The 14489-nt window shown below is 70.8% G+C and carries 15 protein-coding genes; 8 read left to right on the top strand and 7 right to left on the bottom strand.

What is annotated here, in order from left to right; translation table 11 throughout:
• Positions 1-3: 3 nt before the first annotated feature.
• Genes OG496_RS06740 through OG496_RS06720 form a run of 5 tightly spaced genes read right to left on the bottom strand, consistent with a single transcriptional unit; the run spans position 4 to position 3697 of the window.
• The gene (locus OG496_RS06740; protein ID WP_365306708.1) at positions 4-297 is read right to left on the bottom strand and encodes a (2Fe-2S)-binding protein; all 294 of its coding nucleotides are present in this window, start codon (positions 295-297) and stop codon (positions 4-6) included.
• A 35-nt stretch (positions 298-332) separates the two neighbouring features.
• Entirely contained in the window at positions 333-1100 is a 768-nt protein-coding gene (locus tag OG496_RS06735; protein WP_405970001.1) for an amino acid ABC transporter ATP-binding protein, read from the bottom strand.
• A complete protein-coding gene (locus OG496_RS06730) occupies positions 1097-1825 on the bottom strand; it encodes an amino acid ABC transporter permease (protein ID WP_405970000.1) in 729 nt (242 codons plus the stop codon). Before OG496_RS06730 ends, OG496_RS06735 begins: the two co-directional genes overlap by 4 nt.
• A 38-nt stretch (positions 1826-1863) precedes the next feature.
• Complete coding sequence (locus tag OG496_RS06725; protein WP_405969999.1) at positions 1864-2739, bottom strand: ABC transporter substrate-binding protein; 876 nt, start codon at positions 2737-2739, stop codon at positions 1864-1866.
• A gap of 7 nt (positions 2740-2746) precedes the next feature.
• Complete coding sequence (locus OG496_RS06720) at positions 2747-3697, bottom strand: dihydrodipicolinate synthase family protein (RefSeq protein WP_405969998.1); 951 nt, start codon at positions 3695-3697, stop codon at positions 2747-2749.
• Positions 3698-3938: 241 nt separating this feature from the next.
• Here OG496_RS06720 and OG496_RS06715 point away from each other — a divergent pair, with 241 nt between their 5' ends.
• Positions 3939-4976, top strand: coding sequence for a LacI family DNA-binding transcriptional regulator (locus OG496_RS06715; RefSeq protein ID WP_405969997.1), 1038 nt, complete (start codon positions 3939-3941; stop codon positions 4974-4976).
• 89 nt (positions 4977-5065) lie between these two features.
• On the opposite strand, the gene OG496_RS06710 is transcribed toward OG496_RS06715, so the two are convergent.
• The gene (locus OG496_RS06710) at positions 5066-5482 is read right to left on the bottom strand and encodes a LysR substrate-binding domain-containing protein (RefSeq protein ID WP_405976572.1); all 417 of its coding nucleotides are present in this window, start codon (positions 5480-5482) and stop codon (positions 5066-5068) included.
• Here OG496_RS06710 and OG496_RS06705 point away from each other — a divergent pair.
• From OG496_RS06705 to OG496_RS06690, 4 genes are all read left to right on the top strand, one after another.
• Positions 5421-5708 carry a hypothetical protein gene (locus OG496_RS06705; RefSeq protein ID WP_405969996.1) on the top strand — a complete coding sequence of 96 codons (288 nt, stop codon included), beginning with the start codon at positions 5421-5423 and terminating at the stop codon, positions 5706-5708. The genes OG496_RS06710 and OG496_RS06705 overlap by 62 nt on opposite strands.
• A gap of 22 nt (positions 5709-5730) precedes the next feature.
• Positions 5731-6087 carry an ArsR/SmtB family transcription factor gene (locus OG496_RS06700; protein WP_405969995.1) on the top strand — a complete coding sequence of 119 codons (357 nt, stop codon included), beginning with the start codon at positions 5731-5733 and terminating at the stop codon, positions 6085-6087.
• Positions 6088-6104: 17 nt separating this feature from the next.
• Positions 6105-7589 (top strand): substrate-binding protein, encoded by a 1485-nt coding sequence (locus OG496_RS06695; protein WP_405969994.1) that lies wholly within the window; start codon positions 6105-6107, stop codon positions 7587-7589.
• Between the two features lie 140 nt (positions 7590-7729).
• The gene (locus tag OG496_RS06690) at positions 7730-9271 is read left to right on the top strand and encodes an amidase (protein WP_405969993.1); all 1542 of its coding nucleotides are present in this window, start codon (positions 7730-7732) and stop codon (positions 9269-9271) included.
• Positions 9272-9550: 279 nt separating this feature from the next.
• Here OG496_RS06690 and OG496_RS06685 read toward each other — a convergent pair whose 3' ends face one another.
• Positions 9551-11527 carry an SMI1/KNR4 family protein gene (locus OG496_RS06685; protein ID WP_405969992.1) on the bottom strand — a complete coding sequence of 659 codons (1977 nt, stop codon included), beginning with the start codon at positions 11525-11527 and terminating at the stop codon, positions 9551-9553.
• Between the two features lie 129 nt (positions 11528-11656).
• On the opposite strand from OG496_RS06685, the gene OG496_RS06680 reads away from it, so the two are divergent.
• The 3 genes from OG496_RS06680 to OG496_RS06670 all read left to right on the top strand — a co-directional run bounded on the left by OG496_RS06680 (position 11657) and on the right by OG496_RS06670 (position 14388).
• Positions 11657-12310, top strand: a complete 654-nt coding sequence (locus OG496_RS06680; RefSeq protein WP_365605848.1) for a response regulator transcription factor — start codon at positions 11657-11659, stop codon at positions 12308-12310.
• A 130-nt stretch (positions 12311-12440) separates the two neighbouring features.
• Entirely contained in the window at positions 12441-13094 is a 654-nt protein-coding gene (locus OG496_RS06675) for a response regulator transcription factor (protein ID WP_399393074.1), read from the top strand.
• 1 nt (position 13095) lies between these two features.
• Positions 13096-14388 (top strand): sensor histidine kinase, encoded by a 1293-nt coding sequence (locus OG496_RS06670; RefSeq protein WP_405969991.1) that lies wholly within the window; start codon positions 13096-13098, stop codon positions 14386-14388.
• Positions 14389-14489 lie beyond the last annotated feature (101 nt).

Raw genomic sequence — 14489 nt, 5'->3', positions numbered from 1 at the left:
ACGTCAGCCATGGGCGGCCGTCGGCAGGGGCTCGGTGTGGGTGCGGATGTCCATGCCGTCGGTGACGTGCGCGGTGCAACTCCGGGAGCCGGGGCGGCCGTTGATGGTCACCTCGCACTCCAGGCAGACGCCCATCCCGCAGAAGGGGCCGCGCAACTGGCCGTTGACCGGGTTGCGGCGCAGCGGCCAGATGCCGGCCGCGACCAGGACGGCGGTCACGGACTGGCCCGCCCAGGCCTGGCCGGGGGTGCCGTCGATGGTCACGGTGACCGTCTGCGGGAGGGAGTTGGTGCTCATGGCTGTGCTCACAGGGCTGGTGGGGGGTGGGGGGTTCACAGGATGCGGTCCAGGAACTGGCGGGTGCGCGCGTGTTCCGGCGCGGAGAAGAAGAGGTCCGGGGACTTGTCCTCCACCACCAGGCCGTCGGCGATGAACGCCACCCGGTCGGCCGCCGCCCGGGCGAAGCCCATCTCGTGGCTGACGACGATCATGGTCATGCCCTCCTCGCGGAGCCGGACCATGACGTCGAGGACCTCGCCGACCATCTCCGGGTCCAGCGCCGAGGTGGGTTCGTCGAAGAGCAGCAGCTCCGGGCGCATCGCCAGGGCGCGGGCGATGGCCACCCGCTGCTGCTGGCCGCCGGAGAGCTGCGACGGGTAGGAGGCGGTCTTGTCGGCGAGTCCCACCATGGCCAGCAACTCGCCTGCCGCGAGCCGTGCTTCGGACTTGGACACACCGTTCACGTGCACCGGACCGGACGCCACGTTGTCCAGCGCGGTCATGTTCGGGAACAGGTTGAACTGCTGGAACACCATGCCGGTACGCCGACGCTGAACGGCGATCCGCCGCTCCCGCAGGGCGAGTTGGCGTCCGCCCCGCTCGCCGTAGCCGATCCGTTCGCCGCAGATGCTGACGGTGCCCGAGTCAGGGGTCTCCAGGTGGTTGAGGGTGCGCAGGAACGTGCTTTTGCCGCCGCCCGAAGGGCCCAGGACGAGGACGACCTCGCCCTGCCGGACGGTCAGGTCGATGCCCTTGAGGACCTCGACTCCGCCGTAGGACTTGCGTACTTGGCGCGCTTCAACGACCGTCTCGGTGGTCATCGGGTCTCCAATTCGAGTGCCGGTACGGCGGCGCTCTTGATACGGCGGCCTCGGCTCGGCCCGGTCTGGTGGCCGCGGCCGACCCGGATCTCCAGCCAGCGCTGGACCAGTCCCCACAGCGTGGTCATCGCCAGGTAGTACAGGGCGGCTGCCGTGAGGCCTTCCAGGACGCGGAAGTTGGTCTGGACGGCGAACTGGGTGCGGCGCAGCAGTTCTTCGACGGAGATCACCGAGACGAGCGTGGTCGTCTTGAGCAGTCCGTTGAAGCTGTTGCCGAGCGGCGGGACCATCACCCGCAGCGCCTGCGGCATGACCACCACCCGGAACACCTTCCAGGGCGGCATGCCCAGCGCGCGGGCCGCCTCGGACTGGCCGCGCGGGACCGACAGCACCCCGGCGCGGACGATCTCCGAGAGGTACGCCGCCTCGTTGAGGACCAGGCCGGTCAGGGCCGCGCTGATCACGCCGAGACGCAGGCCCAGCTGGGGCAACCCCGTGTAGATGATGACCAGTTGGACCAGCAGCGGGGTGCCCCGCATCAGCCACACGTAGAAGCCCGTGACCAGCCGGACCGGCCGGAACCGGGACGCTCTGCCGACCGCGACGAGCACGGCGAGCGGCAGGGCGAGCGCCATGCTGACCGCGGTCAGCCAGATCGTCGTCCAGGCTCCCTGGACGAGCTGGGGATCGGTGAGGAAGTCGAAGAAGGCATCCCAGGACCACATGGCTCTCGCCCTTCGCTGGTTACGTGGCGCGGATCGGTTTACTTCGCGCTGATCGCGCCGGTGGTCACCTTGAGGTCGCCGGTGTAGGCCGTGACGCCGTACTTCTTGTACAGCGTGGCCAAGTAGCCATTGCTACGAAGGGTGTTGAGCGCGTCCGCGACCGCGTCGGCGGGCTTCTGCTTGCCGAAGCCGAGGGCGAGCGGGGCCGGGTTCATGCCCTTCACCGCCGTCTCGAAGCGGCCGTCCTTCTGGTAGTAGCTGGTGACCGCCTCGACGATGGCCACGCCCTCGACCTGGCCCGCGGACAGTGCCTGGTAGGCGTCGGCGGTGGTGGTGAAGGTGCGGACGGTGACCTGCTTCTTGTCGGCCGCCTTCAGTTCCTTGTTGAGCGCGGTGAGGGTGTCGAACTCGTACCCGGGCGCTTCTACGGCGATGGTCTTGCCGGAGAGGTCGTCCTCGGAGGTGATCTTCTTCGGGTTGCCCTTGGCGACGGAGATCGAGACGCCCTGGACCTCGTAGGGGACGAGCTTGACGGTCTTGGCGCGTTCCGGTGTGTAGAACATGCCGGTGTCGATCATGTCCCAGCGGCCGGACTGCACGCCGGGGATCTGCGCGTCGAAGGGGATGTTGACGAACTTCGGGGTGAGACACAGGAGTTTGGCTATCTCGTCGCCGAGGTCCACCCGCATGCCGACGATCTTGTTGGAGGCGTCCAGGTACTGCATGGGCGGCAGCGTCGCGTTGGTCGAGATCGTCAGCGTGCCCGCCGTGACCAGGTCCGCCTTGCCCACCTTGGGTGTGCAGCCGGTCGGGGCCGCGGCGGCGGACGACGAGGACGAGTCCCCGCTGCCGCAGGCCGTCACGGTCAGAAGGAGGGCGGCGGCTGAGGAGGCCGCGATGAGAAGTCTGCGCACGGTCGGTTCACCTTTTTCCGGTGCTGGTGGAACAGGGGTGCAGCCCGGCCTCGTCGAGCGCCTCGGACAGGCCGAGCAGCGCGGACGGGTCCTCCAGGGGGAGCAGCGGGGGGCGTACGTGCCCTCCGGGCTGCCCGAGCAGCCGCATGGCGGCTTTGAGCTGCGAGGTGGGTGAGGCGAACCGTGAGCTGTAGTCGTCGTTGACGAGCAGGTTCACAAGCCGTTCGTAGCGTGCGGACCAGTCCCGGGCCCGGTCGAGGTCACCGGCCCAGTAGGCCTCGTAGAAGGGGACGGCGAAGCGGGCGCCGAGGCCGCCGCCGTCGATGTTCCCGGCGCCGCCGAACTCGGCCATGACGGCCATGCCCCGGCGGTGGATGAAGCGGCCGAAGACCTGGACCTTCCCGGCCAGGGCTGCGCAGGTGTCCGCGACTTTCAACTCGTCGCCGGAGCTGTCCTTGACGGCCACCACGGTGTCCAACTCGGCGAGTTTGACGAGGGTGTTGACGGTGATGTCGACGGCGGTGCCGCGCGGCCAGTTGTAGACCATGAGCGGCAGGTCGACCGCCCCGGCGAGGGTGGCGTAGAAGGCGTGGATCTCGTCCTGGCTCGGATGGACGTACGGCGGCGGGGTGGTGAGGATGCCGTCCGCGCCGATCGAGCGGGCGTGCTCGCCGTAGCGCGCCGACTCGGCGGCGGTGTACGCGCCGCAGCCGATCACCACCGGTATCTGGCCGGAGAGTTCGGCGACCGCGATCTCGGCCACCCGGCGGCGCTCCTCGGGGGTCTGGGAGAACCACTCACCGGTCGTGCCGTTCACCAGGACTCCGTGCACGCCGTGCTCCGCGTACAGCGCGAGCAGTGCGCGCCAGGCGTCCTCGTCGAGGGAGCCGTCGGCGGCGAAGGGGGTGGGCGCGGCCGGCCAGTAGCCGCGCCAGGGGGCGGCGACCGAGGTGTTCATGGTGAGCTCCGATCGAGTGCCAGTCCCGTCAGGACGTCACCTGCTGGGACCACTCTGTGGGATCGATTGCACAGCACCGTGACACCGGCCCGAGGGGACGGTCAACCTCGTTCTGGCCGGAAACTGCTGGCGAAACGCATTGTTTACGCCACCGACTCGACCGCGTCTGACATGATGGCGATCACGGCTCGGCGCGTGAGAAGAGCCGTATGGGATCGATTTCATGATCGGGGGTGGGCCGGTGGCCGTCACCTTGGACCAGGTGGCCGAGGCGGCAGGGGTCTCCAAGAGCACGGCCTCGCGGGTGCTCAGCGGTTCCAGTCGGGTCAGCGCGCAGACGAAGCGCGCGGTGCAGTCCGCGGCGGAACGCCTCGGCTACCGCCCCAACCGGATCGCCAGCGGACTGCGCACCCGGCGCAGCAACCTCGTCGGGCTGGTGATAACCAACCTCGTGAACGCCTCGTTCCACCGCATCACCGAAGTGCTCCAGCAACGGCTCGACGAGCGCGGCTACCAAGTGCTGCTGTGCGTCACCGACTCGGACCCGGCACGCGAACGCCGTTACCTGGACATGCTGTTGGACCATCGCGTCGACGGCCTGATCATCGTGGGCACGGGCGACAACACCGCGACGGTCCGGGAGGTCAGCGCGGCCGGTATCCCCGTGGTCAACCTGATGCGCACACCCGACAACGCCCCCGGCGACTCGGTCATGGCCAGCGACCGGGACGGCGCCGAGCTGGCCGTCCGTCATCTGCTCGACCTCGGGCACCGGAACATCGCCTTCATCGGCGGCCCGCCCCACGTCGACTCCGGGCGCGACCGCTACGCGGGGTTCGCCGCGGCCCTGGCCACCGCCGGACTCGAACCCGATCCCGCGCTGTGCGCACGCGGCCCGTACACCGTGCTGTTCGGTGCGGAGGCGGTCATGCGGCTGATGGCGGCGGGCAACACGCCCACCGCGCTGTACAGCGCCAACCACGAAGCGACGTTCGGGGTGCTCGGAGGCCTGGTGCAGCTCGGGGTCCGGGTGCCGGAACAGCTCTCTCTCGTGTGCCACGAGGAGGCCCCCTGGTTCCCGTACTGGCACCCGCCGATCACCGTCGTCGACAACGGCGCCCGCGACCTCGGCGAACTCGCCGCCGAGCAACTGCTGCGCCGCATCGACAGCCGCCCCGACAACGGCGACCCCGGCCCGGAGGGCGCCGGCCGGCTCATCCGGGTCGGCTCGCGGCTGGTGGTGCGCGACTCGACCACGGCCCCGCGTCTGCCGGAGTGACGGCGGCTTCTAGGCCAGCCGCCCTGTGTCGCTTCTGCGGTACTGCCGGGCAACGGCCCGCACCATCCGGGCTGTTGGGCGACTCGCGGTCACGACGGCACGGGTGAGTCGTCCGTCGGCCTAGCCGTGTCGCGCAGTGCGTGAAGGAGTGCGGCGGCCGCGGGGATGCGCAGGGTGTCCGGCCAGAGCAGGGCGAAGGCGCGGCGGACCGGCCAGTTGGTGAGGGGGCGCGCGACGACCCGGGGGGCGAAGTGGGCCGTCACGCCGAGTTCGTTCATGACCGCGAGGCCGATGCGGTTGGCGACCAGGCTGTGCAGGGTCAGTTGGTCGTCGGCGGTGGCGGCGATCCAGGGTGTGAACCCGGCGTCGCGGCACGCGGCCAGGAAGCGAGTACGGCCGGACTCCAGCACCCAGCGTTCGCCCGCCAGGTCGGCCAACGGCGCCGTGGGCGAGGAGGCGGCGGCCGGGTGGTCGGCCGGGAGTAGGACGCAGCGGCGGTCGGTCAGCAGGCGGCGCGGCCCCGACTTCTTTCGGCTTCGCTACCGCGTCGACGAGGACCGGGTGGTCATAGCCTCCAGCGGTATTCCGCAGCCCGACGACCGCTGGACGGTGCTGCCGTACCGCGAGGTCCTGGAGATCCGCCGGGCCGGCCTGCGCGTCATGACCACGCGGGCGGTTCCTCACAGCGATTCCGCACCCTCGACTACGCTGGCACATGTCAACCGTCGCTGACCTATGGAGGGGGTGAACACAGGTGCCCGCAGACCTGGCGTTCGACGCGCTCGCCGACCCCGTACGCCGCCAGATCCTGGGCGTGCTGGCCGAGCGCGAGGAGTGCACCGTGGGGGAGCTGGCGGAGCGGATCACCAGCATCGGCCGTACCGGAGTCTCCAGCCATCTGCGTGTCCTGCGTGCCGCCGGCCTGGTGACCGAGCGGAAGGCGGGCCGGTTCCGGCACTACTCGATCGACCCGGCCGGGCCCGCGCGTGACGTCATCGCGACGTTGCAGGCGCTGTTCCAGGGAGCGCTCGCCGACGCCGGGCGCGCTGCCACCGCGACGGGGGCCGCGGCCACCGACCCCGACGTCCAGGACGGCCGGTCCGCCGGATGACCGGATGAGGTGACGTGATGGCCGCACTTCTGCTGCCCGCCGAGGAGTGGACCGACGCATCGCCGAGCGCGACGTTCGGCCTGTTCGGCGCGGGCGTGGGTGCGGGCTGGGTCTTCGACGCCGTGTGCGACCGGGTCGCGGCGGGCGCGGTGGTGCGGATGGGCGCTCCGCTCGGCGGCCCGGTGTCCGACATGGTGGAGATCATCGGCCGGATCAGCGAAGTCCGGCCGCCGACGCCCGCACGTGGGAACGCACGTGGGAACGCACGCGGCCACGCCGGACAGGGCGGCCGTATCGAGATCGTGCACGACCAGCCCTGGCGGGGCCGGATCAAGCTGCGTTTCGACGCCGAGCGCGGCGGGACGAGGGTCCGGTTGTTCGCCGAGCTCGACGAGGCCGGGCTGGAGTGGCTGATGCGCCGCCGGGGCCTGCCGGCCGGCCGTGGGTCCGCGCCGAATCCGAACGCGCGGCTCGGTCTGCTGAACAGCAAGTCGGGCCTGGGGAGCATGTTCGGGGCCGCGACGGACCACATGGCCATGCTCGCCGTCGAGGAGATCAACGCGGAGGGCGGGGTGCGGGGCCGGCCGGTGGAACTGGTGGTCGGCGACGACGCCTCGGACCCGGCGGTCGGCGTCGCCGAGGCCCGGCGACTGGTCCGGGCCGGCTGCCGCACGATCCTCGTCGCCACGACCTCCGCCACCTACTTCGCGGTCTCGCGGGCGCTCGCCGGAACCGAAGTGCTCCTGATCCAGCCCCACATGAACGAGGGCGGCGGAGCCGGCCCGCTGCGTGTCCAGCTCGGCGAGCACCACGAGGACCAACTGGCGGCGGCGGTACGGCCGTTGATGCGGGCGGCCGGTGGAAAGCGCTGGTTCCTGGCCGGCAACGACTACTGCTGGCCGCGCAGCACGCACGCGGCCGCCCGTCGCATCCTGCCGCGATCGGGCGCGCGGGTGGTGGGGGAGCGGTACGCCGCCCTGGGCACCCGCGACTTCACACAGGTCATCGACGCGGTGACGGCTTCGGGCGCTGACATCGTGCTGTCCACGTTCGTGGGCGCGGACGCCGCCGCGTTCGAGCGCCAGTGCCACGCGATGGGCCTGCGCGAGCGGTGCGTCACGCTCGCGCCGGCCATGGACGAGTCCACCCTGGAGCACGTCGGAGTCGACGCCGCGCCCGGCCTGTACGCCGTCTCCGGCTACGTCGAGCAGCTGGCGTCGGCCGGCAACGCCGTACTGCTGCACCGCTATCGGGAGGCGTACGGCCGTTGGGCCCCGCCGCTGTCGACCCTGAGCGAGTCGGTCTTCGAGGCGGCGCACATCTGGTGGTCCGCCGCGCGCCGGGTGGGCGCGGACGAACCGCGGCTGATCGCCGAGGCGATGCGCCCCGGCAGGTTCCAACTCCCGCGCGGCACCGTCACGTTGGACGATGGCGGCCGGGTCACCCAGGACCTCTTCGTCACCGAGGCGACCGGCACCGGACTGAGACCGGTCTCGCTGTAGCCCTGCCGGGCCGGTCGGCTGGCCAGGTCGACCCGGTCGGCTCGTTCAGCCTGGTTAACCGCGAAGTTACGTCAATAAGTATTGACCTATTGGCGCGATGTTCTAGGTTGATGCGTGTCCAGCCGAAAAGGAGTCGTCCCTTGTCCTCACTCCCCGCACCCGATGCCGCCCGCCTCGCGGCGATCGACCAGCACTTCCACTTCGGCCTGTCCGCCGAGGAGTTGGAGGAGTTCGCGCCTGCGGTGGCAGGCTCCCTCGCCGCCTCGGAGGCGGTCGAGCGGCTCTACGAACGCACGGCTCCCACCGCCCCGGACCGTCCCTGGACGTCGCCCGCTCCGGACGAGAACCGGCTGGGCGCCTGGTACGTGAAGACCTCGGTCACCGAGTCCGCCGAAGGCCGACTGGCCGGTCGTACGGTCGCGGTGAAGGACAACATCGCCGTCGCGGGCGTGCCGATGATGAACGGCTCGCGGACGGTCGAGGGCTTCGTCCCGCGCCAAGACGCCACCGTCGTACGGCGGTTGCTCGACGCCGGCGCGACGATCGCGGGCAAGTCCGTGTGCGAGGACCTGTGCTTCTCCGGCGCCAGTTTCACCTCGCACCCGGCGCCGGTGCGCAACCCGTGGGACGAGAGCCGGAACACGGGAGGTTCGTCCAGCGGCAGCGCCGCGCTCGTGGCGACCGGCGAGGTCGACCTAGCCCTCGGCGGCGACCAGGGCGGCTCGATCCGGATGCCGGCCGCCTTCTGCGGCATCGTGGGACACAAGCCCACCCACGGCCTGGTGCCCTACACCGGCGCCTTCCCCATCGAGCGGACCATCGACCACGTGGGCCCGATGACCCGCACCGTCGCCGACGCGGCCGCGATGCTCAGCGTGCTGGCCGGCGCCGACGGCTTCGACCCGCGCCAGCCCGACGTGATCGCACCGGTGGACTATCTGGCGGCGCTCGCCGAGCCCGCCGCGGGCCTGCGCGTCGGCGTCGTCACGGAGGGCTTCGGTACGCCGGTGTCGGACCCGGGCGTCGACGAGGCCGTCCACGCCGCGATCGACGTGCTGGCCTCGGCCGGACTCACCGTGGAGAAGGTGTCGATCCCCTGGCACCTGGACGCCCTCCACGTGTGGAACGTGATCGCGACGGAGGGCGCCGCGTATCAGATGCTCGACGGCAACGCCTACGGCATGAACGCCGACGACTTCTACGACCCGGAGCTGATCGCCCACTACGCGCAGGGGCGCGTCGACCGCGGCGCCACACTGTCCAGGACCGTCAAACTCGTCGGCCTGTCCGGCCGTTACACCTTCGAGGCCGGGGGCGGGAAGTACTACGGCATGGCCCGCCGCCTCCTGCCGGAGGTCCGCGCGGCCTACGACACGGCACTGGACCGGTACGACGTGCTGGTCATGCCCACCGTCCCCTACACGGCCAGGGAGATCCCGCCGGCCGACATCTCCCTGGCCGACTACCTGCATCTCGCGCTGTCGATGGTCGGCAACACAGCACCCTTCGACGCGACCGGCCACCCCTCATGCAGCGTCCCGACCGACCTGGTCGACGGCCTCCCGGCGGGCCTGATGATCACCGGCAGGCGCTTCGACGACGCGACTGTGCTGCGTGTTGCGCACGCCTATGAACGGGCGGTGGGTGGGTTCCCCACACCCCAGGGGGTGTTCCGGAAGTAGGTCTTGGGCGTGCGGTGATCCCGGTTGGTGGCGCGTGGAGATCTGCGGGATGCGAAAAAGTGGTCCCGTCGGCAGATCCGCGACCAGTTGGGGTGTCGCTCAGCGTTGGTTGTCCCTGCGGCTCGTTCTGCGAACCAAGGGGAGCAGGGGGTTCCTCCGGCACCGTCTCGTACGTCACCGTGGCCATGATGAGGCCGAGCACCCCGCGGGTGACACCCTCGATCGCCATGGTCACGGCCAGCGGTGCGAAGGTGTCGGTGCAGGCGGCCACCACGGTGGTTACCTGCCTTTGGGCCCGTTGTCTCCCGTCCGCTCGGCGTCCGCCGGGAGCGTGGCTGCCGGGTGCATGCGGATCACCGCATACGTCTCGCCGTCCCTTGGGGGTCGGGTCCAGGAGCGGGTGGTGAATCTGTGCAGGCGTCCGTTCACGATGGCGTGACGGGGTAGAGACGCACCGAACTGCTCGGACACCGCTTCCAGCAGCGGTCGTTCTGCTTGGGCGCTGTCCTCCAGGTCATCGAAGAACCGGCTCGGGTCCAGCGACGGCGGTATTTCCCCGCTCCGTTGGATCTCTCCGTCCGCGTACGTGAACGCGTACTGCTCGGCACCGTCTCGTGCCACCGAGAGGTGGAAGAACGGTTTCCCGTGCGGTGTCCTCAAGCCGCTCCACACCACCACCGCGCGGGTGCCCTCGCCGGCAGTCGCGGCGGGGGAGACGAAGCGCTGCCGGCTGAACGGGGCGGGAGCGCCGTCGAAGGCGAAGCTCCAGCCGGTGCCGGCCCGGCCGACTGCCATGAGGGCCCTGTCGTCGTAGGACGAGAACTCCCTCTGGTTGTGCAGCGATCTCTGACGCGCCTCCCAGAAGGTCATGGGTTCGTTCAGCACGGTGCCGTTCCCGTCCCTGTCCGCATCCCTGTCCGCGTCCGCGAGGCGTCCGGGCAACTCCCTCGGCTCCGTACCTTCGACCAGGACGAACCGGTAGGACGTGCGGTTGTTGCCCCGGTCCGGTTCCGCGAGCCACGCCAGGTCGCCCGGGTCGAGGGCGGGCGTCGGCCGCGGTGCCTCGCCGGACTGCCCACCCCTCGGTGTGGACAGCAGCTCGCGGCCCCGCTCCGGGGTCAGCAGCGGCCCGAGCACGGGGTCGGCCACCCACCCCAGCGGCGCCAGATGGTCCGGTCCCAGCGGCTCCCACAGGGGCAGGGCGTTCGTCAGCGTCCGCCATGCCCCGTCGGTGTCTCCCCAACGGGCCAACTCCCGCGCCCGCTCGACCGCTTCGCCGTACGGCCCGGCCGCCGTGTACCGGTACGCGCCGTCCCTCACCCGGTCCAGCGTCGCGTGAGCCCGTGACATCAAGTCGTCGTCGGCGCCCCGCAGATGGAACGTCAGCGTGGAGTCGTCCCGGTACGAGTGCCTTGCGTGCTCGGCGACCAGCGGTGGCAGCAGCTCGGGCGCGTACCGCGGGTCCGTCACGAGGCCGTCGTAGTACACCATGTAGGTCTGTCCGAGCAGTCGGCGTATCTGGTCCCCCAGCCCGGCGGCCCGCGCCCTGCTGTACCCCTTGGCCTCGTCCAGCGCCGTCATGGCCTGTTCCCAGCCGCCGCGCAGCGCCTCCAGCCGGGCCTCCTCCACCTGGGCGTCCAGCCTTCGCGTCGTGTCGTTCGCGAACACCGGCTCCCCGTCGCTCCGGCGCGCCTGAAGGCTGTGGAACTCCCGGTGCATGTCCCGCATGAACGCGGTGAAATCGGTGTGCCGCGCGGGCGACTCGGCCCGCCAGCTCGACCACGTGTACACGGCCCACTCGCCGTCCTCGTCCACGTCCTCGGGGTCGAGGAGGACGTGCGTGATGTCGGACTCGACATCCAGCTGCAGCCCGCGCCGCCAGAGGTCCGCCTCCCGCCGCTCCTCGGGCCCCGCGTCGTCGTCCAGGTACTCCTCGAACATGTCCGCGAGCCCTGACTCGTTGTTGTGCCAGTGCGCGTCCTCGGTCCCCGCCAGCAGCGACACGAACCCGCCCGCGTGCCGCCACCCGTCGCTGACCTTGAGGAACTCCCGGTACGACGGCGGCATTTGGCGACCGAGGCGCTCCTCCAGCGCCGTGATCCGTTCCTCCGACGCGGCCGGAAACCCCAGCCAGCGCGCCTGTCGCGCGGCCTCGTCGTCCTCGCCCCGCATCTCGCCGTGCAGCAGGGAATCCGCCCACTCCCCGCTCCACCCGAGCAGGAAGGACCGCCAGTCGAATGCCGTGGAATCCGTCATACGCCCGATGCTGCCACCCACCACTGACAACGCCCCGCTGCTGCGGTGACGGGGGAAGCCGACTGTTGAATGTCACCCCGGGAAACCCCTGTTACCCCTAAGTGACCTCCCTGGTGCCAGAGTTGGGGCATGCGCGTACTGATCGTGGAGGACCACAAGGATCTCGCGGAGAGCGTCGCGAGGGGGTTGCGTCGGCATGCCATGGAGGTCGAGCTCGCGCACGACGGCGAGCAGGGGCTGAGCCGGGCATCGAGCGGGGCCTATGACGTCGTCGTCCTGGACCGGGACCTGCCGCTCGTGCACGGTGACGACATCTGCCGTGCGCTCGTCCGGCAGGGCAGCCCGTCCCGTGTCCTGATGCTCACCGCCGCCGGCACCCTCGCCGACCGCGTCGACGGCCTCGACCTCGGCGCCGACGACTACCTTGCCAAGCCCTTCTCCTTCGCCGAACTCATCGCCCGTGTCCAGGCGTTGGACAGACGCGATCAGCCCGCCGTGCCCCCCGTCCTCGTCCGCGGCGACATCGAGCTCGACCCCGCCCGCCGCACCGCGCTCCGCGGCGGACGCAAGCTGGACCTGTCACCGAAGGAGATGGCCGTCCTGGAGGTGCTGCTCGCCGCCGGCGGTGCCGTCGTATCCGCCGAGGAACTGCTGGAACGGGCCTGGGACCGGGACGCCGACCCGTTCAGCAACACCGTCAAGGTCACCGTCAGCCGGCTGCGCCGCAAGCTCGGCGATCCGCCGGTCATCGAGACGCTCCCGCACGTCGGTTACCGGATCTGACGGGCGCGACCACGGGACGGCCGTTGTTGCCAGGCGGGTGACGGTACGCCAGCCTGTGAGGGGAGTAACCCGGGTGTGACCCGGGGTGGGGGAGCCTGGCATCCGTGACGTGTGTCTCGTAGGGGGAGCGATGAGGGTACTGGTGGTTGAGGACCATACGGAACTCGCGGACTCGATCACCAGGGTGTTCCGCCGCGAGGGCCTCGCGGTGGACACCGCCTACGACGGCAGGACCGCGCTCGACCTAGCCATCGACGTCGACTACGACGTGGTCGTCCTCGACCGCGACCTCCCCGACGTGCACGGCGACGAGGTCTGCGCCGAACTCACCGCCGAGGGCGTCCGCACCAAGGTGCTCATGCTCACCGCCTCCGCCTCCATCGCCGACCGGGTCGAGGGCCTCGGCCTCGGCGCCGACGACTACCTCCCCAAACCCTTCGCCTGGGCCGAACTCCTCGCCCGCACCCGCGCCCTCGGCCGCCGCGCCCACCCCGTGCGGCAGCCCGTCCTCGCCCGCGGTTCCCTCCTGCTCGACCCCGCCCGCCGCACCGCCAGCCACGCCGGCACCCAACTCCCCCTCACCGCGAAGGAGTTCGGCGTGCTCGCCTACCTGCTCGGTGCCGAGGGGCGGACCGTCCGGGCCGACGAGCTGCTCGCCAAGGTGTGGGACGAGGTCACCGACCCCGGCACCACCACCGTCAAGGCCACGGTCAACCGGCTCCGGACCAAACTCGTCGACCGCTCCGTGATCCAGACCGTGCCCGGAGAGGGGTACCGGATCTGACATGGCGACAACCCTGCTGACCCGCACCGGCGCCGGGCTGCGCGCGCTGGCTCGCCTCCTCACACCGCGCCCGGTCCGGGTCCGCTTCGCCATGCTCTTCGGACTGCTGTTCATCGCCTCCGGCGCCGTCCTCCTCGGCATCACCTATCTGCTCGTCAACCGCCCCGCCCGCAACGTCTTCACCGCCTTCCACAGGGAAGGCGGGCAGCTGGACGGCTCACCACCGGGGACGGTCATCCTGCCCGGCCCGGACGCCACACCCCCGCCCGACGTCAGCGCATGGCTCAACGACGAACTCCGCAGGCAGTCCGCCCAGTTGCACGACGCCCAGATGCACGAGCTCCTCGTGCAGTCCGGAACGGCCCTGGCCATCATGGCGGCGATCTCCATCGTGCTCAGCTGGCTGCTGGCCCGGCGGGTGCTCCGGCCCATGCGCACCCTCAACGCGGGCATCACCCGGATCTCCGCCAGCAACGTGCACGAACGCCTCGCCGTCGCGGGCCCCCGCGACGAGATCAGCGAACTCGCCGACAGCATCGACGGGCTCCTCGCCCGGCTCGAAGCCACCCTGGAATCCCACAAACGCTTCGTCGCCAACGCCGCCCACGAGCTGCGCACCCCGCTCACGGTGGAACGCGCCCTCCTTGAGGAGTCCCTCCTCGATCGCGACGCCACAGCCGAGTCGTTCCGCGAGAACTTCGAGCGCCTGCTGCGGATCAGCACCCACCAAGGAGCCCTGCTGGAGTCCCTGCTCACGCTGGCCGTCAGCGAGCGCGGCATGGACCGGTCCGAACCCGTCGACCTGGCCGAAGTCACCGCGTCCGTGCTGCTCACCCCGCTGCCGGAGACCCAGCGGAACGGCGTGCGGATCGTGGACCGCACCGAGCCGGCGCCCGTCGCCGGGGACACCGCGCTCCTGGAACGGCTGGTCGCCAACCTGGTCCACAACGCCGCCTACTACAACGTTCCCGACGGGACCGTGGACATCACCCTGCGGCGCCGCGACCGGCTCGCCGTCCTCACGGTCTCCAACACCGGTCCCGAGGTCCCCAAGGACCGTGTCGACCAGCTCTTCGAGCCGTTCCAGCGGATGCGCCGTACCGCCGGCGACGGTCACCACGGCCTCGGCCTGTCGATCGTCCGGGCCATCGCCGCGGCCCACGACGCCCACCTCACCGCCCGCGCCCGGCCGAAGGGCGGGCTCGTCGTCGAGGTCTCCTTCCCCCTCCTTGTCAAGGGCGGAGAGCGCTACGAGGGTTGGCCGCAGACGCGTGCGGAAACCGCGTCCAAGTGACCAGAACGGCGGGTTGGACGACACCGCCCAAAAGGTATTGTTCTGAGTGACCGGCCCGGTCGTGAACAGACTTTGACGACGTGTCACCCGGCCTTTCGGTC

This window comes from Streptomyces sp. NBC_00988 (genome assembly GCF_045162645.1).
Taxonomy (GTDB): domain Bacteria; phylum Actinomycetota; class Actinomycetes; order Streptomycetales; family Streptomycetaceae; genus Streptomyces.
The sequence above is the reverse complement of the archived record's forward strand: the minus strand, read 5'-3'. Positions and strand labels throughout refer to the sequence as shown.

Excerpts from the sequence above, each read along its gene's own strand:
- OG496_RS06730 (WP_405970000.1), bottom strand. The coding sequence starts at position 1,825 with ATGTGGTCCTGGGATGCCTTCTTCGACTTCCTCACCGATCCCCAGCTC.
- OG496_RS06670 (WP_405969991.1), top strand. The coding sequence starts at position 13,096 with ATGGCGACAACCCTGCTGACCCGCACCGGCGCCGGGCTGCGCGCGCTG.
- OG496_RS06735 (WP_405970001.1), bottom strand. The coding sequence starts at position 1,100 with ATGACCACCGAGACGGTCGTTGAAGCGCGCCAAGTACGCAAGTCCTAC.
- OG496_RS06695 (WP_405969994.1), top strand. The coding sequence starts at position 6,105 with ATGGCCGCACTTCTGCTGCCCGCCGAGGAGTGGACCGACGCATCGCCG.
- OG496_RS06720 (WP_405969998.1), bottom strand. The coding sequence starts at position 3,697 with ATGAACACCTCGGTCGCCGCCCCCTGGCGCGGCTACTGGCCGGCCGCG.
- OG496_RS06675 (WP_399393074.1), top strand. The coding sequence starts at position 12,441 with ATGAGGGTACTGGTGGTTGAGGACCATACGGAACTCGCGGACTCGATC.
- OG496_RS06740 (WP_365306708.1), bottom strand. The coding sequence starts at position 297 with ATGAGCACCAACTCCCTCCCGCAGACGGTCACCGTGACCATCGACGGC.
- OG496_RS06680 (WP_365605848.1), top strand. The coding sequence starts at position 11,657 with ATGCGCGTACTGATCGTGGAGGACCACAAGGATCTCGCGGAGAGCGTC.
- OG496_RS06685 (WP_405969992.1), bottom strand. The coding sequence starts at position 11,527 with ATGACGGATTCCACGGCATTCGACTGGCGGTCCTTCCTGCTCGGGTGG.